The sequence below is a fragment of the Haliea salexigens DSM 19537 genome (assembly GCF_000423125.1).
GTDB lineage: Bacteria > Pseudomonadota > Gammaproteobacteria > Pseudomonadales > Halieaceae > Haliea > Haliea salexigens.
Map to the genome: position 1 here is coordinate 95,864 of NZ_AUHJ01000002.1, position 24,612 is coordinate 120,475.

The 24,612-nt window shown below is 62.7% G+C and carries 21 protein-coding genes; 10 read left to right on the plus strand and 11 right to left on the minus strand.

The window, feature by feature from the left end:
* Nucleotides 1-40 precede the first annotated feature (40 nt).
* The 4 genes from G533_RS0103170 to G533_RS0103185 form a co-directional block, all read right to left on the minus strand.
* On the minus strand, nucleotides 41-1,327 hold the full coding sequence (locus tag G533_RS0103170) for a putative bifunctional diguanylate cyclase/phosphodiesterase (protein WP_027948719.1): 1,287 nt from the start codon (nucleotides 1,325-1,327) through the stop codon (nucleotides 41-43).
* A gap of 10 nt (nucleotides 1,328-1,337) precedes the next feature.
* Complete coding sequence (locus G533_RS0103175; RefSeq protein ID WP_035526248.1) at nucleotides 1,338-2,570, minus strand: HD-GYP domain-containing protein; 1,233 nt, start codon at nucleotides 2,568-2,570, stop codon at nucleotides 1,338-1,340.
* Between the two features lie 205 nt (nucleotides 2,571-2,775).
* On the minus strand, nucleotides 2,776-3,837 hold the full coding sequence (locus G533_RS20290) for a magnesium transporter (protein WP_051229918.1): 1,062 nt from the start codon (nucleotides 3,835-3,837) through the stop codon (nucleotides 2,776-2,778).
* Between the two features lie 214 nt (nucleotides 3,838-4,051).
* A complete protein-coding gene (locus tag G533_RS0103185) occupies nucleotides 4,052-5,680 on the minus strand; it encodes a flavin-containing monooxygenase (RefSeq protein WP_027948721.1) in 1,629 nt (542 codons plus the stop codon).
* A 150-nt stretch (nucleotides 5,681-5,830) separates the two neighbouring features.
* Here G533_RS0103185 and G533_RS25215 point away from each other — a divergent pair, with 150 nt between their 5' ends.
* On the plus strand, nucleotides 5,831-5,959 hold the full coding sequence (locus G533_RS25215; RefSeq protein ID WP_276202560.1) for a hypothetical protein: 129 nt from the start codon (nucleotides 5,831-5,833) through the stop codon (nucleotides 5,957-5,959).
* 46 nt (nucleotides 5,960-6,005) lie between these two features.
* On the opposite strand, the gene G533_RS0103195 is transcribed toward G533_RS25215, so the two are convergent.
* The 3 genes from G533_RS0103195 to G533_RS20295 are packed head-to-tail and all read right to left on the minus strand — an operon-like array spanning nucleotide 6,006 to nucleotide 8,163.
* Nucleotides 6,006-6,236: a hypothetical protein gene (locus G533_RS0103195; protein WP_027948722.1), complete on the minus strand. Its 231-nt coding sequence runs from the start codon at nucleotides 6,234-6,236 to the stop codon at nucleotides 6,006-6,008.
* Nucleotides 6,233-6,442, minus strand: coding sequence for a hypothetical protein (locus tag G533_RS0103200; protein ID WP_027948723.1), 210 nt, complete (start codon nucleotides 6,440-6,442; stop codon nucleotides 6,233-6,235). Before G533_RS0103200 ends, G533_RS0103195 begins: the two co-directional genes overlap by 4 nt.
* Nucleotides 6,443-6,462: 20 nt before the next feature.
* Nucleotides 6,463-8,163, minus strand: coding sequence for an N-acyl-D-amino-acid deacylase family protein (locus G533_RS20295; protein WP_035526250.1), 1,701 nt, complete (start codon nucleotides 8,161-8,163; stop codon nucleotides 6,463-6,465).
* A 192-nt stretch (nucleotides 8,164-8,355) separates the two neighbouring features.
* Here G533_RS20295 and G533_RS23285 point away from each other — a divergent pair, with 192 nt between their 5' ends.
* The 3 genes from G533_RS23285 to G533_RS0103220 all read left to right on the plus strand — a co-directional run bounded on the left by G533_RS23285 (nucleotide 8,356) and on the right by G533_RS0103220 (nucleotide 11,858).
* Nucleotides 8,356-9,492 (plus strand): helix-turn-helix domain-containing protein, encoded by a 1,137-nt coding sequence (locus tag G533_RS23285; RefSeq protein WP_051229919.1) that lies wholly within the window; start codon nucleotides 8,356-8,358, stop codon nucleotides 9,490-9,492.
* A gap of 120 nt (nucleotides 9,493-9,612) precedes the next feature.
* Nucleotides 9,613-10,446 carry a Coq4 family protein gene (locus tag G533_RS0103215; RefSeq protein ID WP_027948724.1) on the plus strand — a complete coding sequence of 278 codons (834 nt, stop codon included), beginning with the start codon at nucleotides 9,613-9,615 and terminating at the stop codon, nucleotides 10,444-10,446.
* 104 nt (nucleotides 10,447-10,550) lie between these two features.
* Nucleotides 10,551-11,858 (plus strand): ammonium transporter, encoded by a 1,308-nt coding sequence (locus G533_RS0103220; RefSeq protein ID WP_051229954.1) that lies wholly within the window; start codon nucleotides 10,551-10,553, stop codon nucleotides 11,856-11,858.
* A gap of 51 nt (nucleotides 11,859-11,909) precedes the next feature.
* On the opposite strand, the gene G533_RS0103225 is transcribed toward G533_RS0103220, so the two are convergent.
* Genes G533_RS0103225 through G533_RS0103235 form a run of 3 tightly spaced genes read right to left on the minus strand, consistent with a single transcriptional unit; the run spans nucleotide 11,910 to nucleotide 14,858 of the window.
* Nucleotides 11,910-12,812, minus strand: a complete 903-nt coding sequence (locus G533_RS0103225; protein WP_027948726.1) for an alpha/beta hydrolase — start codon at nucleotides 12,810-12,812, stop codon at nucleotides 11,910-11,912.
* The gene (locus tag G533_RS0103230) at nucleotides 12,809-14,212 is read right to left on the minus strand and encodes a flavin-containing monooxygenase (RefSeq protein WP_051229920.1); all 1,404 of its coding nucleotides are present in this window, start codon (nucleotides 14,210-14,212) and stop codon (nucleotides 12,809-12,811) included. Before G533_RS0103230 ends, G533_RS0103225 begins: the two co-directional genes overlap by 4 nt.
* Before the next feature lies 1 nt (nucleotide 14,213).
* Nucleotides 14,214-14,858 carry a TetR/AcrR family transcriptional regulator C-terminal domain-containing protein gene (locus tag G533_RS0103235; RefSeq protein ID WP_027948728.1) on the minus strand — a complete coding sequence of 215 codons (645 nt, stop codon included), beginning with the start codon at nucleotides 14,856-14,858 and terminating at the stop codon, nucleotides 14,214-14,216.
* A gap of 203 nt (nucleotides 14,859-15,061) precedes the next feature.
* On the opposite strand from G533_RS0103235, the gene G533_RS0103240 reads away from it, so the two are divergent.
* The 5 genes from G533_RS0103240 (at nucleotide 15,062) to tadA (ending at nucleotide 21,783) form a co-directional block, all read left to right on the plus strand.
* A complete protein-coding gene (locus G533_RS0103240; protein WP_027948729.1) occupies nucleotides 15,062-16,663 on the plus strand; it encodes a BCCT family transporter in 1,602 nt (533 codons plus the stop codon).
* Complete coding sequence (locus G533_RS0103245; protein WP_027948730.1) at nucleotides 16,653-17,108, plus strand: universal stress protein; 456 nt, start codon at nucleotides 16,653-16,655, stop codon at nucleotides 17,106-17,108. The genes G533_RS0103240 and G533_RS0103245 overlap by 11 nt, the downstream gene beginning before the upstream one ends.
* A gap of 80 nt (nucleotides 17,109-17,188) precedes the next feature.
* Nucleotides 17,189-19,291 carry an O-linked N-acetylglucosamine transferase, SPINDLY family protein gene (locus tag G533_RS24420; protein WP_035526253.1) on the plus strand — a complete coding sequence of 701 codons (2,103 nt, stop codon included), beginning with the start codon at nucleotides 17,189-17,191 and terminating at the stop codon, nucleotides 19,289-19,291.
* Nucleotides 19,281-21,338: an O-linked N-acetylglucosamine transferase, SPINDLY family protein gene (locus tag G533_RS20310; protein WP_051229921.1), complete on the plus strand. Its 2,058-nt coding sequence runs from the start codon at nucleotides 19,281-19,283 to the stop codon at nucleotides 21,336-21,338. Before G533_RS24420 ends, G533_RS20310 begins: the two co-directional genes overlap by 11 nt.
* Nucleotides 21,331-21,783, plus strand: a complete 453-nt coding sequence (tadA, locus tag G533_RS0103260; RefSeq protein ID WP_027948731.1) for a tRNA adenosine(34) deaminase TadA — start codon at nucleotides 21,331-21,333, stop codon at nucleotides 21,781-21,783. The genes G533_RS20310 and tadA overlap by 8 nt, the downstream gene beginning before the upstream one ends.
* Here the strand turns inward: tadA and mltF are convergent.
* Nucleotides 21,778-23,211 carry a membrane-bound lytic murein transglycosylase MltF gene (mltF, locus tag G533_RS0103265; RefSeq protein ID WP_027948732.1) on the minus strand — a complete coding sequence of 478 codons (1,434 nt, stop codon included), beginning with the start codon at nucleotides 23,209-23,211 and terminating at the stop codon, nucleotides 21,778-21,780. The genes tadA and mltF overlap by 6 nt on opposite strands.
* A 171-nt stretch (nucleotides 23,212-23,382) precedes the next feature.
* Here mltF and G533_RS0103270 point away from each other — a divergent pair, with 171 nt between their 5' ends.
* Entirely contained in the window at nucleotides 23,383-24,570 is a 1,188-nt protein-coding gene (locus G533_RS0103270; RefSeq protein ID WP_051229922.1) for an acyl-CoA dehydrogenase family protein, read from the plus strand.
* Nucleotides 24,571-24,612: the final 42 nt, after the last annotated feature.

Consider the following 24,612-nt stretch of genomic DNA (forward strand, 5'->3'; position numbering starts at 1 on the left):
CTACCTGCAGAAATGCATCAGTGTTGTGAAAGTGGCCGGCCTAGCGATTCCCGGAGAGGATTTCACGCCCCTTAAGCCAGACCCTGAGCTCTGCCTCTGGCATCGGGCGTGCATATAAATACCCCTGCACAATATCGCAGCCGAGCGCACGCAGCATCTCCAGTGTCGCTTCGTCTTCCACGCCTTCCGCAACCACATCGAGGCCGAAGAGGTGACCAATATCAATAATGATCCTGACCAGGTTCTGATCCTGGGTGTCTTCCAGCAGGCGTATAACAAAAGAGCGGTCAATCTTGATTTCGGTCGCCGGAATCTCCTTGAAATACGATAGCGATGAAAAGCCGGTGCCGAAGTCGTCAATCGACAGCCCGAGGCCGAGCTCCCGCAGCTGTGCGAGGTTATCGAACCCTGCTTCCTTGTCCTCGATCACGGCGCCCTCGGTGATTTCCACCGTGATCGTGGCAGGATCCGCCCCCCAGATGGCGAGTGCACTCTGCATCATGTTAGGCAGGTCGGGGTTGCTGACCAGGTCCGCGGACAGGTTGATGGCCAGTGGTAGCGAAAAATCATCCCGCCACTCACGTTGGTAACGCAGGGCGCGGTTCACCACCCAGCGGGTCAGTTCGTAGCTGCGCCCGGACGCATAGGCCAGCGCGACCAGTTCCTCCGGCGGCACGAAACCGTGGTCGGGAAGCTGCCAGCGGATCAGTGCCTCGGCGCCGAAGACCTTGCCGCTGCGCAGGTCTATCTTGGGCTGGAAATACAATTCAAAGGCGTTGTCGTAGAGAGCCTCTGCAAAGCGTTGCTCCAGGGGCATGCTTGTCTGGTTTGCGATGGGCTCCTGAATCGCTTCGTCAATTTGCAGCAACTTGCCCTGACGTGTCTGTACCAGGCTGCTTTCGGCACGCGCCAGCATGGCGAGCGCACCTTGTGCTGTCGCTCGGGTAACTGCGAGACCCAGGCGCAATTCGACCGGCAGGATGTCGTCGTCGATATTGAGCGACTCCTCAAGCGTGCGCTGCACACGGTTGACCGCCAGGGCGATAAAGGCCGGGTTTGCGAGTCGGGGCAGCAGGAAGGCGTACGTCTTGTTGGATATCCGGTAGACGTTGTCGGGCAGTTTGCTGAGGTCCTGCAACTGTGTGTAGGCCTCCAGCAGGAGGTGGTCGCCGATGGCATAGCCGTGGCGGTGGTTGATAACGCGCAGGTTGCTCAGGTCCACGAGCAGCAGCCCGGCGTGTTCCCCGTGCTCACCGGACAGCGCAATCGCCGCGTCCAGTGCGGCGATGAACAGGTGCCTCTCAACGACCGGTGGCGTAGATGTCACAACAGGCCCGCTAGAGGTGAATGCTGTTCATGTCGATGCCATAGGCGCCAGGCTCCAGGCTGTTGACAATATCCAGGGGTTGCCCGCTGCTATCTTCCGTTTCATGCAGCAGGTCCACCATGCGTATGCTGTTCAGGGGTTGCTTGTCGGCATCCAGCACCACCATGATGCGGGGGCGCAAGCGGCGCGTGCGGTACTCAGCGACCACGACAGCCACTTCACCGGAGGACAGCTCGATGAGTGTGCCTGCGGGGTAGATGCCAACCGCCTGGATAAACTCTTCAACCAGTTCCGCCTGGAAATCGATATCCTTCACGTCGTACAGCATCTTGATGGCGGCGGAAGGGGACGTTGCGCGGGCGTAGCTGCGATGACTGGTGATCGCATCGTAGCAATCCACGATGCCTGCGATGCGGGCGAATATCGGAATGTCGTCGCCGGCAAGGCCTTGCGGATAGCCGGAACCGTTGTGGCGTTCATGATGATGCGCCACCATGGCCAACACGTCGGTATTCATGAGGCCGGTTTCGGCCATCATATCCACGCCATGGCGCACGTGCTCGCGCAGCGCGTTGAGCTCCTCGGTGCTCAGTGCGTGGTCGCTGTGCAACAGCGCCGGGTCTACGCGCAGTTTGCCCACGTCGAACAGCAGGCCGCCTATCGCCAGCGAGCGCAGGTCGGAACGTGGCAGGCCCAACTGGCGACCCAGCGCCACGCCCCAGATGGATGCGCCGAGAGAGTGTTGGTAGGTGTACTTGTCCTGTTCTTTGAGACGCGCGAGCCAGATGCAGGCGTCCGGATTGCGCGAAATACTGTCGATCATCGGCTCAACGGAGCGCTTCACGCGCACCACATCAACTGCGGCACCGTCACGCGCGTTCTGGAACACCTCCTCCAGCCCCTGCGAAAGCTGGTGTACGGCGTCCTCCGCGCGCGGGTATTCCTCTGCCCACTCGGCGCTATCGGTGTAGTTGACCAGGCGCCGCGTGGGAAACATGGCCTCCCGCGAGAGCCGTGGCCGCTGCACGCGCCGTTTGCGCTGCAGGGCGTAATCGACGTGTCGGCTTTTTTCGATGTCGACGAACACGTACTGACAGTGGCGTCGTAGCCCACGAATGTCCTCTTCCGAGGTGATGCGAAAGCCCTGCAGGATAAACGGGGTTTCCAGCCATGGCCGATCAAGGCCCGAGACGTACATGCCCGGCTTCAGGTCGGCAACCATTACTTTAACGACTTCTATCATTACGCTCGCAGATCAATCGGGTTGTTTTTTATCCTAGTACGGCGCCGTTTCCGTTGCTACGCGCACGATGCCGGAAGCTCCCCGTAGTTTAGCCTGCCATCCCTCCATGGTGGTGCAGTGGTTTACTTATCGGCCCGATCATGGCGCTTGGGCGCCCTCGCCGCAAGTCGAATTCCATCGGCGAATTTCATTTTTTGGTACGTTGCTACATCACCAGCAGTGTTGCGAGAAACAGCATCAGGCCCATTCCGAGTACGTCGGTAAAGGTGGTGAGAAAAATGCTGCTGGCCATCGCGGGGTCGGCGCCGAAGCGGCGCAGGGTGAGCGGCACGACAACCCCGAAAATACCGCTGCCGACACAGGCGCCCACCATGGCCACAAGGATGACCAGTGCCAGCAAGGCAGGGTGTTCGGTGCCGGTGCTGGCTGCGTAGACCCACATGGCGGCGGCCGCGACTACGCCTACGCACAGTCCGTTGAGCGCTCCGAGGGTGATTTCCTTGCGCAGCAGGTTGCGCACGGGATAGTCGGCAAGCTCCCCCAGGGTGAGGCCGCGCAGGGTGATCGCCAGCGCCTGGCAACCGGTATTGCCGCTCTGGCCCGCCAGCACGGGCAGGAAGGCTGCCAGCGCAACAATACGCGTAATGGTGTCCTCGAACATGCCGACAACGAATGCGGCCGCAAATGCGGTCAGCAGGTTCACCTGCAGCCAGGGGTGGCGCATTTTGAATGCCTGCCATATCGGGGTATGGGTGCGTTCCTCCCTGTCCACACCGACCATGCTGCCGGTCTGCGCGCTGATTTCCGTGGCCAGGTGTTCAAACAGCCGCCAGCCCATGACCAGGCCGAGCAGAGTGCCCTCGTCCGAGACCACCGGGTACAGGCGGTGGCGCCGGTTCAGCGCGGACTGCATGGCTTCGCTCATGGAGGTATCCGGGCGGAACGCAAACGGCGACGCCGTCATAACTTCCTGCAGTGTTTGGCCGGGTCGCGACAGTAACAGATCGCGCATGGCGACAACGCCAATCAGGCGCTGTTCGCTATCGACCACATAGAGGTAGGTAATGCCACCCTCGGGCAGCGCGTGCACCAGATAGTCGAGCGCCCCGGCAACGGTGGTTTCCGGGCCGAGAAAGCCAACGGCGGGTTCCATCAGCATTTCCACATTGCCGTGCAGGCCCGCGGCGAGGGCCTGGGGCTCGGTTGCTGCTGTCGGGCCGGGAGGTGCACTGGGCGTGGTCTCTGGCGCAGTTCTGTCATCGTTCATGTCAGGCAGCCTCTCGGGTAGGTGTGGTGTTCCGGTGGGTTGAGGACAGGGAGAGTGTAAGCGTTTTCTCACCGGCGTGTATGCACAGGGGCTTGGGTGCGCGGCGGGCCATGCAGCTGGCCAACGAAAAACCCCCGCGGCAGGCGGGGGTCGGCAGGCAGCGCAAAGGCTGCGCAGGCGGGAAGGGCGGGCGTTAGGCCCGCCGGTTCAGGTATCAGGCAACGCGCTTGCGGAACTCCAGTTCCGGGAAGCCGGCGTCGACAGACTCGCGCATCTTGTCGTAGTAGACGTTGGCGCCACCGAAATAGATCAATACACGCGGAGCCTTATCCTCCAGGTTGGCGCCCATCATCCAGGAGTTCACCTTGTCGCCCTGGGCCATCAAGGTCTGCTCATGGATCTCGGCGGTATGCGCAGTCCAGGCGTCTTCGGCATCGGGGCGGGGTTCGAAGACGTCATAGCCTTCCTTCTCCATCTTCTCGATGCAGTCCTTGATCCAGATGGCGTTCTGCTCGATAGAGGTGGGCAGGTTGGCAAACGGCGCCTGGGGCCCGGTGACCACAAACATGTTGGGGAAGTCGGCGACGCACACGCCCATGATCGATTTCGATACCTTCTGCCACTTCTCACGCAGCGTCTGGCCGCTCTCCCCACGGATGGGGAAGGCTTCCAGTGCGCCGGTGTAGGCCTTGAAGCCCGTGGCCAGCACGATGATGTCGAACTCGTGGTGCCCCTGGCTTGTGGTGACACCGGTTTCCGTGATTTCGACAATCGGTTCGCGCTCGGCAATGTCGACCAGGTGCACGTTGTCCCGGCTGTAGGCTTCGAGGTAGCCATGGTCCAGCGGTGGGCGCTTGGCAAACAGTGGGTATTCGCCGGGTTTAGGCACCAGGATATCGGCCACCTCCGGGTCTTCAATACGTTCCCGCATTTTGTTGATGATGAATTCGGAGGCCCACAGGTTGGCGTCCGGATCGCCCAGCAGGTCTTCAAAGGTTTCGAATACCCAGCGGAAGCTGCCGGTCCATTTTTCCTCGAATATCCGCTGGCGTTCCTCCGGCGACGTTTCCACGGCCAGACGGCCCTCGGCGGTGTCGAAGGCCATGCCGAAAATGTGGTTGCGGCACTTGGCCACGATTTCGTCGTAGTTTTCCTTGATTTCCTTCTCCCACTCCGGGGTCATCGGGCGCTGCATGGCGGGGAGGATGAAGTTGGGAGTGCGGTGGAACACGGTCACGCTTTTCGCGGTTTGCGCCATGACCGGGAGCATCTGCACCGTGGTGGCACCGGCACCGATGATGCCCACGCGCTTGCCTGCGTAGTCGAGCCCTTCGGGCCAGCGTGACGAGTGGAAAAGCGGCCCCTTGAAACTGTCCATGCCCTTGATTTTCGGAATCACGGGCTCGGAAATCATGCCCATACCGCTGATGAAGTACTTGCAGGTAAATGTCTCACCGCTGCCGGTGGTCACTTGCCACAGGCCGCTGTCTTTCTGGTAGGCGGCTTCGACGATTTCGGTGTTGAGCTGAATGTGCGGCCACATGTCGCACTTGTCGGCCACGAAACGCATGTAGTCGTGCGTTTCTTTCCAGTCGGGATAGCGGCGCGTCCACGACCACTCCTGCAGCAATTCCTTGGAAAACGTAAGGCAGTAGTAATAGCTTTCGCTGTCGGTCATGGCGCCAGGGTAGCGGTTCCAGGTCCAGGTGCCGCCAATGTCGGACGCGCGGTCGAATACGCGAATGGAGAGGCCTGCCTCCCGCAGATAGTGAATCAGTGCGAGACCGGCAAAGCCGGCACCAACCGCAATGGCGTCAAAATCAGGTTGCTGCTGGGTGCTCATAGCTGTGTTCCTCATCTTATAAAAATAATAGCGCTTAATGTAGCCGGTTGTTCCGCGCTGCCGCCAGTGCCCTGTCACGGTTAACAGTGGCGTGCCTGACGGGCGCGCCGCGGGCGTCAGTCTGCCCTGGCGCGCGCCGGAACAGTATACTTGCTAGATGCAAACAATCAAGTTGCCCGCGACAGGTTATTGATCGCCATGAACACGGTCGCCGTGAATTCGGTCGCCGTGAATTCGGTCGCCATGAATGTGGTCGCCGTGAACACGGCAATACTGTGATAGGGGGGCGTCGCAGCGCCTTGGAAGGGTTGCGCTGTGGCCCTGCTCAGCGCTGGGCCGGGTCCTGTGCGGCCAGCAGCACGGTCCACGGGCGCCCCACCAGGCCAGACAGGTCAGTCAAGTCTGCCTCTGCCATCACGCGCGCCAGCCCGGCGCTGTCCAGCTGCACCACGGAACGGCCGCCGCCGGGAAACTCCAGCTGTACGGCACAAGCGGCCTCGCCGTCGTGGGTGGGCGTGAGCTGCACGGCGCGCACGCGGGCGAGCGTATCACTCACGCAGCGGGTGGGCCGGTAAACACGATATCGGAACAGGTCAGCATGGCAGGCGCGGGTCGAAAAACCAGATAGAGGTTCCAGCTTTGCAAATCGGCGACGGCCTCTTCCAGCGGGCGCTCGGGAAATTCGCGGCGCGCAATGCTCTGCAGGTCCTCGCCTTCACGCGGGTAGGTCCAGGGTCTTACTGGTGTGATGGTTGTATTCATGTTCTGGCTCCTGGGGCGTTTCAAGCTGCGACCTGGCGGCGACCGGCCACGAGCTGGCCGGGACGGGCCTGGGTGTAACCGCCCGCAGCGGCGTAGGTCGTGACGCCGTTGACAAACACCTGCTCTACACCAATGGCGTGTCGCAGGTAGCGGTAGCCTTCACCCGGCAGGTCCTCAACGGCGATCTCCGGGCCGCGGTCAATGCGTTCGGGGTCGAAGAGCACCAGGTCGGCAGCCTGCCCGGGGCGTATGCGTCCACGATCGCTGAGCCCCCAGTTGTCCGCGATCTGGCCGGTCAGTTTATACACGGCCTGCTCCAGCGTCAGCGCGCCGGCGTCACGGACGAAACGGCTGAACAGGTACCCGGTGTCGCCATAAGTTGCGAAGCGCGTGACGTGGGCGCCGCCATCGCCCGAGCCGATTTGTACCAGCGGGTCACTGATTGGCCCGGAGATGCGCGAAATATTGTCGTGGCCCACGGAGACCGCGCTGAAGCGCGTTCGCAGCTGTTCCTCTACTGCGAGGTCGAGCATAAGCTCCACCGGGTCGCAACCGCGCTCCTCGGCGATATCCTTGAGGCGCCTGCCCTCCAGAGCCTTGTTGCCAGGCAGGTGGCAGCGGCTGACCAGAAAGTCAGGGAAATGCACCTCCATGGCGATCGGATGCATGCCATCGTAGGCCTCATCCACCAGTTGCCGCCGTATCTCGGGGTCCTGGAAGTCGCGCAGCGTTTCTCCGGCGGGTTTCAGGATGGTCGCCCACCATGTGGGGCGCGAGCTGAAAACCGAGGTGGGGACATCGAACTCGAAACTGACATCAATCGGCCGGGTTTGCATTTGTGGTACCACTCGCGCACCGTTTGCGACCTGCAATCGCACCCGGTCCAGCGCCCGGGGTACCAGGTCGGGGGTGGCGTTGGAGTCGAACAGCGGCGAGAACGTTACGGTAATGCTGTGGCGCCGCGATAGATCGCCCAGAATGTCAATCCGGGTGCACAACAAGTCCGGGTCCCAGAACTCCGGCACCACCTGCATCACGGCGCCATATTCACCGAGTACCGCGCACAGCGCATCCAATTCTTCCGGTGCGGCCAGGCGGCAGGGTACCGGGCGATGTTCGTGGTCGATGTCCACCCAGCTTGTGCTCAGGCCGATGGCACCTGCGTCCAGGCATTGTCGCAACAGCTGCTGCATGCCTTCGATCTCCTCCGCGCTGGCGCAGCGCTCACGCGCCGCATCACCCATCACCCACAGGCGCAGCATGCTGTGGCCGGCCAGTGTGGCCACATTGATACCCAGGTTATCCCGAAAGGTGGCGAGGTACTCTGCGAAGGTCTCCCAGTTCCATTGCATGCCGGCGTCAAACGCGGCTGCGGGCATTTCCTCGATCTGGCGGAACACGGCGCCCACGAATGCGCGGTGCTCGGCGCGCACCGGCGCCATGGTCAGCGAACAGTTGCCGTTGATCACCGTGGTAACGCCATGCTCCAGGGAGGGCGTGGCCAACCCGTCCCAGGTGATCTGCGCATCGAAATGGGTGTGAGAATCGATGAAGCCGGGAGCAAGGGCGCGCCCCTGTGCATCAATTACGGTGGCGGCGTCGCCGTCCAGTCGTGTGCCCACGGCCATGATCTTGCCGTCCTGCACGGCAACATCGCCGCGATACGCGGGGCTGCCGCTGCCGTCGCAGACGAGGGCGTTGGTTATTTTCAGCTGGTACATACAAGGGCCTCCTTGGGGGCTGAAAACTGTAGGCTGCGCGCATCGCGGCGACCATATCAAATAGCCCAGACTACATGGACGATTGCCCTGATATCCGTGATTGCACGATCCTGGTCCATGCGGGTTCCCCTCGCCTGTGGCGTGGGTGCGGGTTAGGATGAGCGCTGGCAATGGCAGGAGGGTCAAGCCCCCGTGACGGATGATGCTGGTATCGCGCCCGATGCACTGGTGTCACTCGCCCGTGCTCTGGTGGCTGCCCTGCTGTCGGAGGATGCGGAGCTCGCTTTCGTCGAGGAAACGCGTCAGTTTGTTGATCAGCTGGGTGATACGCTCACCCTGCCGGTAACGGAAATGATCAGCATAGACCAGCTGGACCAGTCGGCGCGCCGTGAGTTGCTGGACGTCACCCTGGCCGAGCTGGGCCTGACCCTTGATACCCTGGACTGGCAGGCCGAACCGGTGCTTGCCCGTGATTTCCAGAATCGTATCTGGTCGCATCTTTACCAGCGTTTTCTTACCGCGCACCAGGTTGTGAGCAGCCACATTGAGCTGCCCGCGGCGCCCGCCGAGGAATACCCGCGTCCGCTGTTCAGCCCACCGGACTCCTGGTTGTTGCTGTTCGCGGAGCGCGGCGCCTGTCGCCTGCTGCACGCGGGTGGGGAGATTGTGCTGGGGAGCAATGGCCCGGCCCTGTTGCTGTTGCCGCCGGAGTCCGACGTTGTGCTACAGCGCATTTCCGGCGCGGGCAGCTGCAGTGTGTTCAGCAGCGCATTCTTTCCCCCGCAGCGCTGGATGCCGTGGTTGCTGGAGGACGACACTGTCACGCCGCCGCAACCGCTGCAGGTTTCCGAGCCGCGTATCGCGGGTTATTTTGCGGAATCGTTTCGCCGCATTATCGATATTGCGCACGCTGGCGGCCGGCAGGGCAGGGCCTTGCACCTTAATCTGCTCGAGCACATGCTCCTGTTGCGCGAAGAACTGGTGCCCCGCGACGATACAACCCGCCTCGACCGTCGTGTCCTGGCGGCGCGGGATTTCCTGTTGGCCCACTATCAGGAAAAAACCACCGTGGAGCAGGTTGCCAGGGCAGCGGGTGCCGCGCCCTCTACACTCACGGCCCTGTTCAAAAGCCAGATGGGTGAGAACATCATGCGCTGGCGGGACCAGCTGCGTATGGGACGCGCGCGCGAGCTTTTGCAGGGTACTGAATTGCCGATCAAGGTGATCGCCGCGGAAGTGGGGTATGACGACCCAATGTTCTTTTCGCGCCGTTTCAAGCAATTGACGGGATGGTCGCCGTCCCAGCTGCGCGGGGGCAGCAACCGGTGAACCTGCGCCGAGGTGCAGGAAATAGTGCAGCCTCTCCGGCTTATCCTCCATTCCACATCGCCGCACGCTGTTCTTCAATGGAGGCAATAACGACAACAGCAACACCTTCAGGGACTTCGCATGACCGACGTACCGAGTTACACAGCCAATCAACGCCTGCTGGACCCGCGCCGGCTCGGCACCACAACCATGCTCAGCAGCACCTCCAAATACCTCAACCACCCGCGTCTGCGGCACTGGGTGGCGGTGGAGTCGCTGCGCCGCAACGGTCCGGATATGGATCATTACGGTGGGCCGCTGGAGATCATTGATATCTTCCGCGAGCTGGACGATGTCGACGAGATCAATAGGCTTTTCAAAGAGGCCCGGGCACGCGACAGTGCGCTCGATGCCTGGTTTGAAGCGCGTTTCCTCATCCCGCATGATTTGCAGGCACTCGCGGAGCTGCCCGAAGGCACGCTGGGCCGCGAGTATCAGAAAATGCTGGCCGAGCAGGGTCTGCAGGCGGACTTCCTGCCCTTCGAAAGCACGGCCACGGATTACGACTACTTCCATCGCCGTCACAGCCAGACCCACGATATAGAGCACCTGGTGATAGGCTACCGCTACGACCCGTTGGGAGAGTTTGCCCTGATCGCCGCGCGTACAACCAACCTGCTCAAGGCACTGGGGCAGGAACTGGGCGAGCACCTCTCGGTGGTCTCCACCCTGTTGGTGGCAACCGGCATGTCGCGTTTCGGCTGCCATTACCCGCACCTGCTGCCTTCATTGTACAAGGCGCTGGGGGAGGGCAATCGTATCGGGGAGGCATTGAACACACCCCTGTTCATGCCTCGCTATGAGGACATGTTCGAGTGGCCGCTCGAAGACGTACGCGAGCATTTCGGCGTGGTACACGGTCCTGAGTTCGAAGACACCATGTGGTCGCTGGGGGAGTATTTCGACGCAGCGTGAAGCGCCGCGGCCGCGCTGCGCACGGTAAACCACCGTGCGCGGTTTGTTGTGCGCCGTCGTTGTGCAATAATCTTGCCGCCTTTCCTGCTGCGATAATAATGATGATGCGATCTCTTCTGCGGTTTCCGTTTGTGGTTTTCCCGTTCCTGCTGCCTGCCCAGTCCGCCTGGGCGGCGGACATCAGCGCCGCCAACACCGCGTGGATGTTGACGGCCACGGCACTTGTTCTGTTTATGACACTCCCCGGGCTGTCGCTGTTCTACGGTGGCCTGGTGCGGGTGCGCAACGTGCTGTCTGTTTTGATGCAGTGCTTTGCCCTCACGGCCTTGATGTCGCTGCTCTGGTTTGTCGCCGGTTATTCACTGGCGTTTGGTTCATCCGGCGTGGAGCAGGGGCCGTGGCTTGGTGACCTGGGAAACCTGTTTCTGGCCGCCGTATCCATGGAGAGTAATTCGGGTGATATTCCCGAGTCGCTTTTTGTCATGTTCCAAATGACCTTTGCGGTAATTACCCCGGCGTTGATCGTCGGCGGGTTTGCGGAACGCATACGGTTTTCTGCCATGCTGGTGTTCAGTGCCGCCTGGATGCTGCTGGTTTACGCACCGGTTTGTCACTGGGTGTGGGGCGGTGGCTGGCTCGGTTCCATGGGGCTGCAGGATTTTGCCGGTGGCACTGTGGTGCATATCACGGCGGCGGTGGCGGCGCTGGTTGCCGCGCTGATGTTGGGGCCGCGCCGCGGTTTTGGCAGTGTTGCCATGCCGCCGCACAACCTGACCATGACCGTGACCGGTGCAGGCATGCTCTGGGTAGGCTGGTTCGGCTTCAATGCCGGCTCCGCGGTGGCCGCCGACGGCAGCGCCGCCATGGCGATGCTGGTGACCCATTTGTCGGCCGCCTGTGGCTCACTGGCGTGGATGACCATGGAGTGGATCCGCCACGGCAAGCCTTCGGTGCTGGGTATCGTCACCGGTATGGTAGCGGGCCTCGGCACTATCACGCCGGCCTCGGGTTCGGTCGGCCCGGCCGCTGCGGTGGTCATCGGCCTGAGTGCCGGTATCATCTGTTATTATGCCACCCTCACCCTGAAGAACCGGCTGAAAATTGACGACAGCCTCGACGTATTCCCGGTCCACGGGGTGGGTGGCATTCTGGGTACCTTGCTGGCGGGTGTTTTCTGTTCGCCCAATCTGGGTATATTCAGCGGCAACGGTTTCTCCGAGGGCATCAGTTCCATCGGCGGTCAGTTGGCGGTGCAGGCCACCGGCGTTGTGGCGACGTTCGCTTACACGGCAATTGTGAGTTATATCCTGTTCAAGCTCGTAGACCGGGTTATTGGCCTGCGGGTCGACGCGGAGCAGGAAACCGTGGGCCTCGACCTCGTGCTGCATGACGAACGCGGCTACGATCTGTAGCTGAGCACCAGCCGGACTGCGGCCCTTGTCGCAGCCCGGCTGGCGCACACATCAGGTCCTCTGCGGGGTAAGGTGTTGCAAAAGGAAGGCCGTTTCGTCGCGGGCAACCTCGCTGAACAGTGGTTCCACATACACGCCGAAGTGCCCGCAGTCGTAACTGGCAATCTCCGCATTGGGGGCCAGCGCCGCGGCCTCGCGAATGGTCGCAGGTGAGATGAAAGCGTCGCGTTCCGCGATGGTGTAATGAATTGGGCAGCGAATATTCCCCGCCTGCTTCCCCGGCTTGTAGCTTGCCAGTTGAAACACAAAACGTGCCGCCACACGGTTGCGCCAGCCTGAGTCCGCTGGCGTGATGCTGGCGATGCCGGCGGCGGCGCCGGGCGAGGTCATGGCGGCATCGTCGTCGGGGTCGCCGATGGCCTGAATGTAGTGCGGCGAGAGCCCGAGGGCGCCGCGCAGGCTGTCCTTCAGCGCCGCGTAAAGTAGCCCGAGGGTTTTTTGCAGGGGCACTTTCTGCTGTGGCTTTTCGGCCCAGCAGAAGGGGATCTGTGCGACCACGGCAGCGATGCGGTGGTCGCGGGCAGCCACCGCCTGTACGTGAGCGCCGCCGAACGAGGTGCCCCACAGCCCGATTCTCTCCGGATCTATGCCCGGTTGCTGGCGCAAGGTGGCCACCGCCGCGTCCCAGTCCTGCAACTGGTGTTTGACACTGAGCAGCTGCCGCGGCTCGCCGGCGCTGGCACCGAAATGGCGGTAGTCAAACAGCAATACCGCGATACCCGCCGCAGCGAAGGCTTCGGCGTAGGCGTCCAGGCGCTGGTCGCGCACGGCGGTAAAACCGTGTGCCATCACCACCCCGGGCGCCGGCCCGGTAGTGTCGGGGCGATAGAACCAGGCAGCGCAGCTGTCGTCGCCGCTGTTGAATGTCAGGTCGCTGCGCGTGAAGGTACTCATGCCGCGCGCGCCTTTTCTGCAGTGGCGTCCACCAGCGTCGCTGGCGGCTGGCCGCTCTGGCGTCGTTTCATGCCGGCCTCTATTTCCTTGTCCAGCCGTCCCACGTAATGATCAAAGTGCAGCTGAATGGTGTGCCGTGGGCTGGGGTAGTAGTCCCGCAGATAGAAGGCTTCATCCGCCGCAATCATGGCCTCCATCTCATTTTCGGAGGGCGGGGCGTAGTCGCCTTTCAGGTAGGGCACGACCCAGCGCGCCTGTTGCTCCGCAAAATTGACCAGGGTGGGTAGCGACTGCGCCAGGCCCATATAGATCAGGTTGGGTACACCGGGTATCAGCATCCGCTTGAACAGGCGCGGTGGCTGGTTGTCCTCGCTGGCCGTGAACTGCGGCTGGTCAAAGAAGGGGAAGCTGATTTTGTAGCCGGTGCACCAGACGATCACGTCGAATTCGTCGCTGCTGCCATCGGTGAAGTGGACGGTGTGGCCATCCAGTCGCTCAATGCCCGGGCGCGCATTGATGTCGCCAGAGCCGGCACGCTGCAGGAATTCGCCCGAGACCGTGCCATGGGCTTCCCAGGGCTGGTAGGTGGGCTGTGGCAGACCGTAGTCGCGGGGATTGCCAATCTGCTGCTTGACCACGCGGCTCATCAGCCAGTGCTGGATCTTGCGCGGCACCCAGGCGGGAAGCATGTTCTTGTCACCGGGCTTGCCGTTGATGTACTTGGGAAACACCCATACGCCGCGGCGCATGGAAATGTGCAGGGTGCTGGCCATGTAACGCATCGACAACTCTGAGGCGATATCCATCGCCGAGTTCCCGGAGCCCACCACCAGCACGCGTTTGTCGCGCATATCGATAGGATCGAAGGGCGTATTGTAGCTGTGGGCGTGGATTTGCTCGCCGGCGAAGTGGCCGGGATAAGCGGGTTCCGGCCAGCGCGGGTCCCAGTGATGACCGTTGGCTACCAGCAGCACATCGTAGCGGCGAGTTTCGCCGTCGCTTGTGGTGACCGACCAGTGGCCATCGGCTTCCCGGTGCGCCCGCTCGACGCGCGTGTTGAAGGTGATGGTGTCGCGCAGGCCGAAATGATCTGTGTAGTCGTTAAGGTAATCGAAAATCTCGCTGTGGTGCGGGTAGTCCGGCCAGTTTTCCGGCACCGGGTATTCCTGCATACCCATGCGAAACTTTGACGTATCGATATGCAGACTCTGGTAGCAGGCCGACATACCGTTGGGGTTGCGGTAGTACCAATTGCCCCCGATATTGTCAGATGCCTCGAAGCAGTCATAGGCTATGCCTCCTTCCTTGAGGCGCTTGATGGTGGTGATTCCGCTGGGGCCGGCGCCAATCACACAGCACAATGGGCCGCTGTTATCGGTGGGGCGAAAACCGTTGCTCATGTTACTTTCTCCGTGGGTTTGGCGACCGCTTAGGGCCGGCTGGATTGTCGGGTTGACTGCTGTCGAGCAGATGCTCCAGCGCCGGTTTGAAGTCACCCAGCACCTGCGGCAGTGGGTTTTCTGCCAGTGCCTGCTGTAGCTGGGGCAAGCTATGCGCCGGTTGGCTTGCCAGGAACTGGTTGAGCAGTGTCTGGTGCCCCCCTGCGCGGGCTGCGGCCCTCAGGTAATTGCCGCTGACCGCGGCGCCCAGCGCCAGCTGGTTAACGCTGTAGTAGAGCTCGAGTGCCCTGCCGGGGGAAAACCCGCGCCGGCCAAGCACGGTTATCAGTTGTTCCAGGTAGCGCGCTTCGATGTCACCGAACACTCCACCCTGCATGATCTGGCTGAGCAGCTCTGGCCAGTCGAGGGCGGTCTGGCAGGTGCTGCGGGCATGTTCGCGCAGAATGTCCTGCCAGGATTGGCCGCGATCGATAATGGGCTGCAGTTGCCCCTTGCGCTCCGTAACCAGGCGCAACAGGTGTTCTCTTCCCTCCACATAGCCATAGAGTGTTGCTACGCCAACCTTCAGGTGGCGGGCAACCGTCGCCATGTCGAGGTTGCCGGGCGCTATGGCGCAGGCCGTGTCGACGATAGCCTCCAGCGTCAAGCTGCGCGGCCTTCCGCGGCGTGGTGAGCTGGCATTTCTGGGTGAGGCGTTCATGCAGGGAATATTATCGAACTGGTTTCGGAAAAGAAATTGGCGGCGCAGGCTCGCGGTTCAGTGTGTTGGGCGAACCGGCCCTGTTTGCGCTTGCGTGGCGTTCCTGTGCTAGGGTTGGGCCCGTTGCTGATGAAAAGCGAGGTCAGGTTTTGCTCAACAGGCTGCAACGCGCGCTGGGACTGCAGACCATCCCGGCGGTGTTCTTCACCTCTGCCGCTGTGGCCGCCCTGTTTGTGGCGTTGGCGATTCCCTTTGATGCAGAGGTGGGTCAGGGTTTTGGCGCCGTTACCGCCTGGGTGGCACGCCATTTGGGCTGGTTCTACATTCTGTCTGTGAGCGTGCTGCTGGCGTTCCTCATTTTTCTCGCGGTCAGCCGCTACGGCACTATTCGCCTGGGCAGTGACGACGCCTGCCCTGACTATTCCAATCTTACCTGGTTCACCATGCTCTTTGCCGCGGGGATTGGCACCATCCTCATGTTCTGGGGCGTAGCGGAGCCGATATCGCATTTTGCCCAGCCGCCGTTTTCCGGTGTGGAGCCCGAAAGCGAGCGTGCAGCGCGTGATGCAATGACCGTGGCGATGTACCACTTCGGCCTGCACACCTGGACCATCTTCGCCCTGCCGGGGTTGGCAATTGGCTACTTCGCCTACCGGCATGATCTGCCGATGCGCATCAGCAGCCTGTTCTACCCGCTGCTGGGGGAGCGCATCTACGGCCCCCTGGGTGCCGCCGTGGACGTTGTCGCGGTGCTGGGCACGCTGTTTGGTGTGGCGACTTCGCTGGGCCTGGGCACACTGCAGTTGAACAGTGGTCTCGCCTATCTGTTTCAGGTGCCCAAGACGGGTTGGGTACAGGTGGCGATCATTGCCTGTATCACCGGTGTTGCAGCCACTTCGGTGGCGCTGGGCCTGGACAAGGGCATAAGGCGGCTTTCGCAGGCTAATATTGTGCTGTCGATTGTGTTGATTGTCTTTGTTGCCGTTGTCGGGCCGACCGTTTTTATTGCCGAGGGTATGGTGCAGACGCTGGGTGATTACCTGGATGCCTTGCCCTGGCTGGCATTCTGGACCCAGGCGTTTTCGGAGTCGGATTGGCAGCGGCAGTGGACACTCTTCTATTGGGCCTGGACCATCTCGTGGGCGCCTTACGTCGGTATCTTCATCGCGCGCATTTCCCGTGGCCGTACCATCCGCGAATTTGTTGCGGGGGTGTTGCTGGCGCCCACGCTGTTCACGCTGGTGTGGTTTGGGGTATTTGGCCTGGCGGCAATCGATGTTGCCATGAGCGGCAAGGTGGAGCTGGCAGCACAGGTGCAGGATGATCCTTCGGTAGCGATCTTTGCTTTTCTCTCCGTGTTTCCGCTTGCAGAACTTGCGTCGGCCCTGAGTGTGATCATTATCATTATTTTCTTCACCACTTCGTCGGACTCGGCTTCGCTGGTCATTGATCTGCTGACGCGTCGCGACGATCAACCGTCGCTGGTCCGCCAGCGGGTATTCTGGGCCCTGGCACAGGGTGGCATTGCCGGCACGCTGCTGCTTGCGGGAGGGCTGGAAGCTTTGCAGAACGTGATTACCGCTCTGGGCCTGCCGTTCTGTGTGTTGTTGATTTTCATGGCGCTTTCACTACTGCGCGCGCTGCATGCTGATTACCGCGGCTACAGCGTGGGTGAACTGGTCTACGGAAGGGCCTATCCGCAGGTCGACGCAGCGCCGTCATCGCAGCAGGAGAAGGACGATGTACCGTAATATTCTATTGGCTATTGATGTGGAGGATGAGGAAGAGGCAGAGCGCGCGCTGCGCGAGGGGAGTCGGTTGCTGGCTGAGGGTGGCAGCCTGCATCTGGCAACCGTGTTCGACCCCGGTGGCGCCAGCTTTTTCCCCCACGTGGCGGCCGACGCCTCGGAAGATATTGAGCAGCGCGCCCGCGACAGCTTGAGTGCCCTGGCAGAGAAACACCTGGCCTTCAACTCGGGTGCCACGTTGCACGTATTGGCGGGTAGCCCCGGAGAAAAGCTGGTAGCGCTGGCAGCCAGCATCGAAGCGGATTTGATACTGCTGGTGTCACGGGGAGCGGGTGGTCGCTGGCCGCTGCGGCGGGCTACGGTGGAGTGCGTCGCGGTCAGCGCACCCTGTGCCGTGTTGGTGTTGCCGGCGCCAGTGAAGGAGCCCCAGGAGGGCGGTGAATCCTGAGCGGGCTTGCCGTTGGGGCTGGAGGCCAGCTCACGGGGCGTTCATAATGCGCGGCTGGCAGCGATGCAACGAGTGAATATATGGGAGTCGGCGGCAAACTGGATGCCCGGTTCGAGCAGGCGCTCGCGCTACATCAGGCAGGTGATTTGCAGGAGGCGCAGAAGCGCTACCGGCAGATTCTGCGCAAAAACCCCAGGCACGCGCACGCGGTTCACCTGCTGGGCTTGATTGAGCTGCAGTGCGGCCGAGCCGGAGAGGCGGTGCGGCAAATTGACCGGGCAATTGCCATGAATGCCGCCAACCCGGCGTTTCATTCCAACCGGGCCAATGCCCTGCAGCAGCTCGGTGAGTGGGAGGCAGCGGTGTCCGGCTACGATGCGGCGCTCAAACTCAAGCCCGACTATGCCGAAGCCGTGTTCAATCGCGCCAGCGCGCTGCAGAAACTGGGTCAATACGGCGACGCACTCGCCGGGTTCAAACGTGCCGCCGCCATGGCCCCCCGCGATGCCGATATCGTCATTGGCCAGGCGGCTGTGCTTCAGGCTCTCGGCCGTCACGCGGAGGCACTGGCCGCCGTGGAGCGTGCTCTGTTGCTGAACCCCGGGTCAGCCAGTGTCTGGTGTCATCGCGGCAATATACTGCACGTTCTGGGCGAACCTGAGGCCGCCGAGTCGAGTTTCGGGCGGGCGCTGGCATTTCAGCCTGATTTGGCCGTGGCGCATGCCAATCGAGGTCACTTGCATCAGGAAATGGGCGATTTTCCCGCGGCCATCAACGACTACCAACGCGCGCTGGCGGCAGGCACTGCGGGGTCCGAATTCGAGTATCTGCGCGGCGCCGTGTTGCAGGCGCGCCTCAGCCTCTGTGACTGGGAGGGCATTGAGGAGGACATCGGGAAATTGCTGCGGGATGTGGCAGACGGGCAGCTGGCGAGTGCGCCGTTTCCACTGCTCACGCTTACCGATGATCCCGGCCTGCAATGCCGTCTCGCCAGCGCGTGGTGCGCGCAGCGCATACGCGCTCGGTCCGCTGCGGAGTTCCTGCCGCCACCGGGCCCGGGCGAACGTATACGTCTCGGGTATTTCTCGGCGGATTTTCGCGCCCATGCCACGGCCTACTTGATTGCCGGGCTGTTTGAGGCGCACGACCGCCAGCGTTTTGAACTGATCGCGTTTTCCTACGGGCCGCCCGTGCAGGACGCCATGCGCAACCGCCTGGAGGCGGCGTTTGATCAGTTCCTGGATGTGCGCGAGCTGGGTGACGAAGGGATTGCCCGTCGCGCCCGCGAACTGGGCGTCGATGTGGCCATCGACCTCAAGGGCTACACCCGCGACCAGCGCGTGGATATCTTTGCCTGGCGGGCGGCGCCGGTGCAGGTGAGTTACCTTGGCTATCCGGGCACGCTGGGTTGTCCTCATATCGACTATCTTGTGGCGGATTCCGTGTTGATACCCGCCGCCCTGCGCCCCCACTACACCGAGCGCATCGTCTACATGCCCGAAAGTTACCAGTGCAATGACAGCCAGCGGCCGGTCGCGCAGGCAACCGCAGCGCGCGAGGACCTGGGCTTGCCAGCGGATGCACTGGTGTTTGCCGCCTTCAATACTCTTTTCAAGCTGACCCCTCAAGTGTTTCACGCCTGGGTAAGGATTCTCGAGGCCGTTCCGGGGAGTGTGCTCTGGTTGCTCGAAGGCCCCGCCGAGGCAAGGGTCAACCTGCAGCGTGAGGCGCAGCGCGCCGGGCTCGACCCGTCACGGCTGGTGTTTGCGCCACGGGTGCCGCTGGCGGAACATCTGGCCCGGCACCGCGCTGCCGATCTGTTTCTCGATACATTTCCCTGCAACGCCCACACCACCGCCAGCGATGCCCTGTGGATGGGGCTCCCGCTGGTGACGTGCAGCGGGCAAAGCTTTGCCAGCCGCGTGGCCGCCAGCCTCCTGCAGGCCGTGGGCCTGCCCGAGCTGATTACCACGGGCATGGACGAGTACACGGCCCTGGCCATCGCGCTGGCAGGCGATGCCCCGCGCCGCGATCGGCTGCGCACAACACTGGCTGACGCGCGCCACAAGGCCGCCTTGTTCGACGCGACGACCTGCGCGCGTCATCTCGAGCAGGCCTACACACGCATGGTGGACCTGCGGCGCCGCGGCGCCACGCCAGAGGATATTTACCTTGAGTCGTAAGAAAGCAAAGGCAGCCCTGCCACCGGCACTTCAGGCCCGCTACCGCGAGGCAGTGTCGCTGCACCAGGCCGGCCAGCCTGCGCGCGCCAGCGCGCTCTACGCCGAGGTGCTCAAGGTCAGGCCGCGTCACTTCGACAGCCTGCACCTGCGTGGCGTAGCGGCATTGCAGCTGGGCGATACCGAGCGCGGTATCGGCTGGCTGGAAGCGGCTATCAAAGTCGACGGGAGTGTGGCGCCGGCGCACTTCAATCTGGGCAATGCGCGCCTCGGTGTGGGCCAGCTGGAGGCCGCCATCGGCTGTTTTGACCGCGCCCTGGCGCTGAAGCCGGATTACGCGCAGGCCTGGATCAACCGCGGCAACGCATTACTCGACCTGCGCCGATTGCCGCAGGCGCTGGATAGCTACGACCGCGCGTTGGCGTGCAAGGCGGATTACGTCGATGCCTGGTACAACCGCGGCAACGCACTGCTTGATCTCGGTCGTCCGGCAGATGCGCTGGCGAGCTATGACCGTGCGCTGGCTCTGGATGCGGGCCACAGCCAGGCCTGGTGCAATCGTGGTAAAGCGCTCGCCGACCGGCAGGCGTTGAGCGCCGCGGCGGAAAGCTATGCCCGTGCGCTGGCCCTGCGGCCCGGCTATCCTTTCCTTTTTGGCACCTGGTTACACACCTGCATGAAAGTGTGCGACTGGGCCGCATATACCGAGAGCGCCGCGCGCCTGCAGCAGGGTATTGTGGCGGGTGACGCAGTGTCACCCCCTTTTCCCGTCCTGGCCGTGCTCGACTCACCCGCGCTGCAACAGCAGGCGGCGGCGTGTTACGCGCAGGCACGCTACCCGCGCTCTGCCGCGCTGGGTGAGTTTTCGGCGCCTGCTCCTGATGGGCGCATACGCGTGGGCTACTACTCTGCGGATTTTCGCGAACACGCCACCACGCATCTGTTGCTGGAGACGCTGGAGTCTCACGATGCGGCGCGTTTCGAGTGCTACGGCTTCGGGTTTGGCCCCGTCGCCACGGACGCCATGAGCGAACGAATTACCGGGGCGTTCCACCGTTTCATTGATGTCAACGACATGACCGACCTGCAGGTGGCGGCGCTTTCGCGAGAGTGGGGCATTGATATCGCCGTGGACCTCAAGGGCTATACCCGCGACTCCCGTCCCGGGCTCTTCGCAGCGGGATGCGCGCCCGTGCAGGTAAACTACCTCGGTTACCCCGGTACCATGGCGTCGGGTTATCACGACTACATTCTCGCTGATGCAACGGTTATTCCCCCGGCTCACCGTGCCTGGTATACCGAACAGGTTGTCTACCTCCCAGGCTGCTATCAGGCCAACGACTCCCGCCGCGCGCTGGTGGCTGATACGGCTGACCGCATGGCGCAGGGGCTGCCGCAACACGGTTTTGTATTCTGTTGTTTTAACAACAACTACAAGATACTGCCGACCACTTTTGCCTGCTGGATGCGCATCCTGCAGGCGGTGGAGGGCAGTGTGTTGTGGTTGCTCGAGGACAACAGCGCGGCCTCTGCACAGCTGCGAGAGGCCGCGCATGGTCATGGCGTGGACCCGGAGCGGCTGGTGTTCGCACCACGAACAGATCCCGCTGCACATTTGGCGCGCCACGGCGCTGCGGACCTGTTTCTCGATACCTGGCCCTGCAACGCACACACCACGGCCAGCGATGCGCTCTGGGCCGGACTGCCCCTGCTGACCTTGCAGGGTGAGTCATTTGCCGGGCGCGTAGCAGCCAGCTTGCTGCGCGCGCTGCAACTGCCGGAATTGATCGCCACGACCGTGGAGGATTACGAACAGTGCGCCATTGCCATGGCCGGCAATCCCGCCGGCCTCGCCCGCTTACGCGAGCGACTGATCAGTCAGAAGGGCCAGAGCGCGCTGTTTGACGGGCGCGCCATGGCACGCAATCTGGAAGCAGCCTATGGTGCGATGTATGAACGCCACCGCGCCGGGCTTGCGCCAACGCCTCTGGCGGTAGACGCGCAGGGGCACTGTGAGCCCGTGGCTGGGGGCGCCGATGCCAATGCATGAACATCAGCACTGGATGGAGCAGGCGCTGTTACTGGCGGATCGCGCTGCGGAGAAGGGCGAGGTGCCCGTGGGCGCGCTGGTTGTGCGCGACGGACACGTCCTCGGGCGCGGCTGGAACCGCGTGATTGGCGATGCTGACCCCACCGCCCACGCGGAAATTATTGCCCTGCGCGACGCGGCAGGCACCGAGGGCAACTACCGTCTGCCGGGCGCGACGCTCTACGTCACGCTGGAACCCTGCAGCATGTGCGCCGGTGCGCTGGTGCATGCGCGCATTGCGTTGCTGGTGTTTGCCGCCCGCGAGCCACGAGCCGGTGTTGTCTGTAGCCAGTGTGCGCTGCTGGAGTCACCCTGGTACAACCACCGGGTGACCTGGGAGGAGGGTGTGCTCGCCGAGGAGTCCAGCCGTCGTCTACAGGCGTTTTTCCGCGCCCGGCGCTCATAGCGCCAGAAAACGCTCCCCGCGCAACGCCGTCGGCAGGAAGTTCATCGGGTCCAGCGGCTGACCAGGCTGGTTGGCCGACATGTCTTTCCACTGCAGGATACTGTAGTAGTGGCGGATATTCTGCACGAAGCTCGCCGCTTCGCCGCCCCGCGCATAGCCGTAGCGCGTGGTGCGATAGTGCTCGCGCTTCTGCAGCAGGGGCAGGGTCTCGAGCACATCACTCCACAGATGCGGATCGCCGCCGCGTTGCTCGGTGAGCACTCTCGCGTCTTCCAGATGCGCGAGGCCGATATTATAGGCGGCCAGAGCGAGCCAGGTGCGGTCGGGTTCGCTGATGTCTGCGGGCAGGCGTCGGCGGATATTTTTCAGGTAGCGCGCTCCGCCGCGCAGGCTCTGTAGCGGGTCCAGCCGGTCCTTCACGCCCATTTCCCGCGCCGTCGGGCGGGTGAGCATCATCATGCCGCGCACACCCGTCGGTGACGTAGCCTCCGGGTCCCAGTGCGACTCCTGATAGGCGATCGCCGCCAGCAGGTGCCAGTCGAGCTTGTACTCTTCGGCTACCTGTCGAATCAGGTCCGCATAGGCGGGCAACTTGCTGCGGATATTGCGTGCGAACACGTGTGACCCCACACGAGACAGCACGGTGTTGTGCCCGAAATGCTGCTCGCGCAGTTGCTCCAGGCGTCCATCCTCCTGTAACTCGGCCAGAAAGGCATCGGCGCGGTCAACCAGGGCGTTGTAGTCATCACCCGGTGGGAAGTACCACACCATGTCCTGTTCGCTGCCAAGGTTGAAGGCGACATCCAGGCGCGAGTACAGGCTTTGCTGCATGCGGAACTCGTTGGAGTCGATGACCGCAATGTCTGCCGAGCCGCTGTCGACCCGCTCCAGCAGTTCCATGGTGTCGGCACCGCGCACGGCTTCCCAGCTCAGTTCGGGCCAGGCCGCCGACTGCAGGTCACGCAGGGTCTGTTCGTGGCTGCTGCCGGCGAGCACGATCAGGTGCAGTCCCTCGATATCGTCCAGTCCCGACGGTTTGCGCTTGCCCGTGCGGTACACCACCCGGGGCACCAGGCTGGCGTAGGGCATGGAGTGATTGAACTGTGCACTGCGCGCGTCGGTAAGGCTGAGGCCGGCAGCGGCGATGTGGGCTTCACGGCGCTGCAAGCGGCGAAAAATGCCACTCAGGCTATAGGCGGTATCCATCTGCAGGCTGACTCCGAGTTCATCGGCGAACAGCTGGGCCAGGTCGTGCTCAAATCCGGCGGCGCCTCCCTTGTCGAGGTAGAACGTGGTGGGGCTGTTGCGGCTCACCACGACCAGCTCGCCATCGACAAGCACCTGTCGCAGCGCGTCGCCGCGCGAGCAGCCGGCGAGCAGGGCGAGGGCGACGAGGCCCATGAGCAACAGGGGTCGGTGCGGGGTCATGGCTGGATTCTAGCGCCATGTTGGCCGGGCGAATAGCGCCGGGAAACTCTACAAAGCATAGACATGGGTCGGATCCGGGGTGACTGCGGGGCTTTATCACTCATTCAGGGTATTTGAACCCGGCGGCTTCAGGGTAATCTAGGGGAAATTCGAAGAAGTCGGAGAAACGCCATGACCCTGCCCGCTACCCCGCTGACCCACCGCCCGCCACTGCGTGCCCAGGATATCTACGACCGTGTGCTGGCGCTGGGCGATATGCTGCGTAAAAACGCTCCGCAGGCGCGCGAGCAACGGATGGTGCCGCAAGAGAATATCGACGCCCTGCGCGACGCGGGCTTTTTCCTCGCCTTGCAGCCGCGCAAGTGGGGCGGTCACGAAGTGGACCCGCAGGACTTTTTCCGCATGCACCTGGCGATTGCCGAGAATTGCATGTCCACGGCCTGGGCGTCCGGTATTGTTGCGGTGCACGCGTTCCAGATCGCGCTGATGGATGAACGTGCCCAGACCGATGTCTGGGGCGAGGACGTACATGTGCGCGCGTCGTCATCCTACGCCCCCATGGGCAAGGTCACCGCCGTGGACGGGGGCTTCCGCTTCAGCGGTCGCTGGGGCTGGAGCAGTGGCAGTGACCACTGCACCTGGGCGCTGCTGGGTGGCATCGATCCTGAAGGGGGCTTCCGTACCTTCCTGGTGCCGCGTACTGACTATCGCATCGAAGACACCTGGCACGTGATGGGCCTGCAGGGCACGGGCTCCAAGGATATCGTGGTGGAGGATGCGTTTGTGCCCGAGTACCGCACACACAAGGCGGTGGATGGCTTCCTCGGCACCAACCCCGGTGTCAATGCGGACAGCGCGCCATTGTATCGTCTGCCCTGGGCCCAGCTGTTTGTGCGTGTGGTCTCCACACCGGCGATCGGCGCAGCCCGCGACGCGCTCGACCTGTATCGTCAGATGGTGGTGGGCAAGGCCAGCGGTGACGTGACCAAGCTCGCCGCAGACACCGGCACCCAGGAACGGATTGCCGCCGCAATCACCAGCATCGATGAAATGGAGGCGATCCTGTTCCGCAACTTCGATCGCATGATGGCCCAGGTGACAGCCGGGGAGGAAGTGCCGGTGTTGGAGCGCATCAAGTACCGTTATCAGGCATCGCTGGTTATCGAGCGCTGTATGGCCGTGATCGACAGCCTGTTTTCCTCGGCTGGTGGCAGCTCGGTGTTCCTCGGCAGTGAAATCCAGCAACGCTTCCTCGATATCCACACCGCGCGGGCCCACGTGGCCAACAACCCCACGTCGTTCGGCCGCAATCTTGGCGCCGTACTGCTGGGTGCCGACAGCACGGACTTCTTCGTCTAGCGGGCGTCGGCACTGGCGCAGGGAGTGAATTTACCCGCCGAT

Coding starts and splice junctions, on each gene's coding strand:
- G533_RS0103220 (WP_051229954.1), top strand. CDS start 10,551: ATGCGATCTCTTCTGCGGTTTCCGTTTGTGGTTTTCCCGTTCCTGCTG.
- G533_RS24420 (WP_035526253.1), top strand. CDS start 17,189: ATGGGAGTCGGCGGCAAACTGGATGCCCGGTTCGAGCAGGCGCTCGCG.
- G533_RS0103230 (WP_051229920.1), bottom strand. CDS start 14,212: ATGAGCAACGGTTTTCGCCCCACCGATAACAGCGGCCCATTGTGCTGT.
- G533_RS20290 (WP_051229918.1), bottom strand. CDS start 3,837: ATGAACGATGACAGAACTGCGCCAGAGACCACGCCCAGTGCACCTCCC.
- G533_RS0103270 (WP_051229922.1), top strand. CDS start 23,383: ATGACCCTGCCCGCTACCCCGCTGACCCACCGCCCGCCACTGCGTGCC.
- G533_RS0103245 (WP_027948730.1), top strand. CDS start 16,653: ATGTACCGTAATATTCTATTGGCTATTGATGTGGAGGATGAGGAAGAG.
- G533_RS0103215 (WP_027948724.1), top strand. CDS start 9,613: ATGACCGACGTACCGAGTTACACAGCCAATCAACGCCTGCTGGACCCG.
- G533_RS0103200 (WP_027948723.1), bottom strand. CDS start 6,442: ATGAATACAACCATCACACCAGTAAGACCCTGGACCTACCCGCGTGAA.
- G533_RS0103175 (WP_035526248.1), bottom strand. CDS start 2,570: ATGATAGAAGTCGTTAAAGTAATGGTTGCCGACCTGAAGCCGGGCATG.
- mltF (WP_027948732.1), bottom strand. CDS start 23,211: ATGACCCCGCACCGACCCCTGTTGCTCATGGGCCTCGTCGCCCTCGCC.
- G533_RS0103185 (WP_027948721.1), bottom strand. CDS start 5,680: ATGAGCACCCAGCAGCAACCTGATTTTGACGCCATTGCGGTTGGTGCC.
- tadA (WP_027948731.1), top strand. CDS start 21,331: ATGCATGAACATCAGCACTGGATGGAGCAGGCGCTGTTACTGGCGGAT.
- G533_RS0103225 (WP_027948726.1), bottom strand. CDS start 12,812: ATGAGTACCTTCACGCGCAGCGACCTGACATTCAACAGCGGCGACGAC.
- G533_RS20295 (WP_035526250.1), bottom strand. CDS start 8,163: ATGTACCAGCTGAAAATAACCAACGCCCTCGTCTGCGACGGCAGCGGC.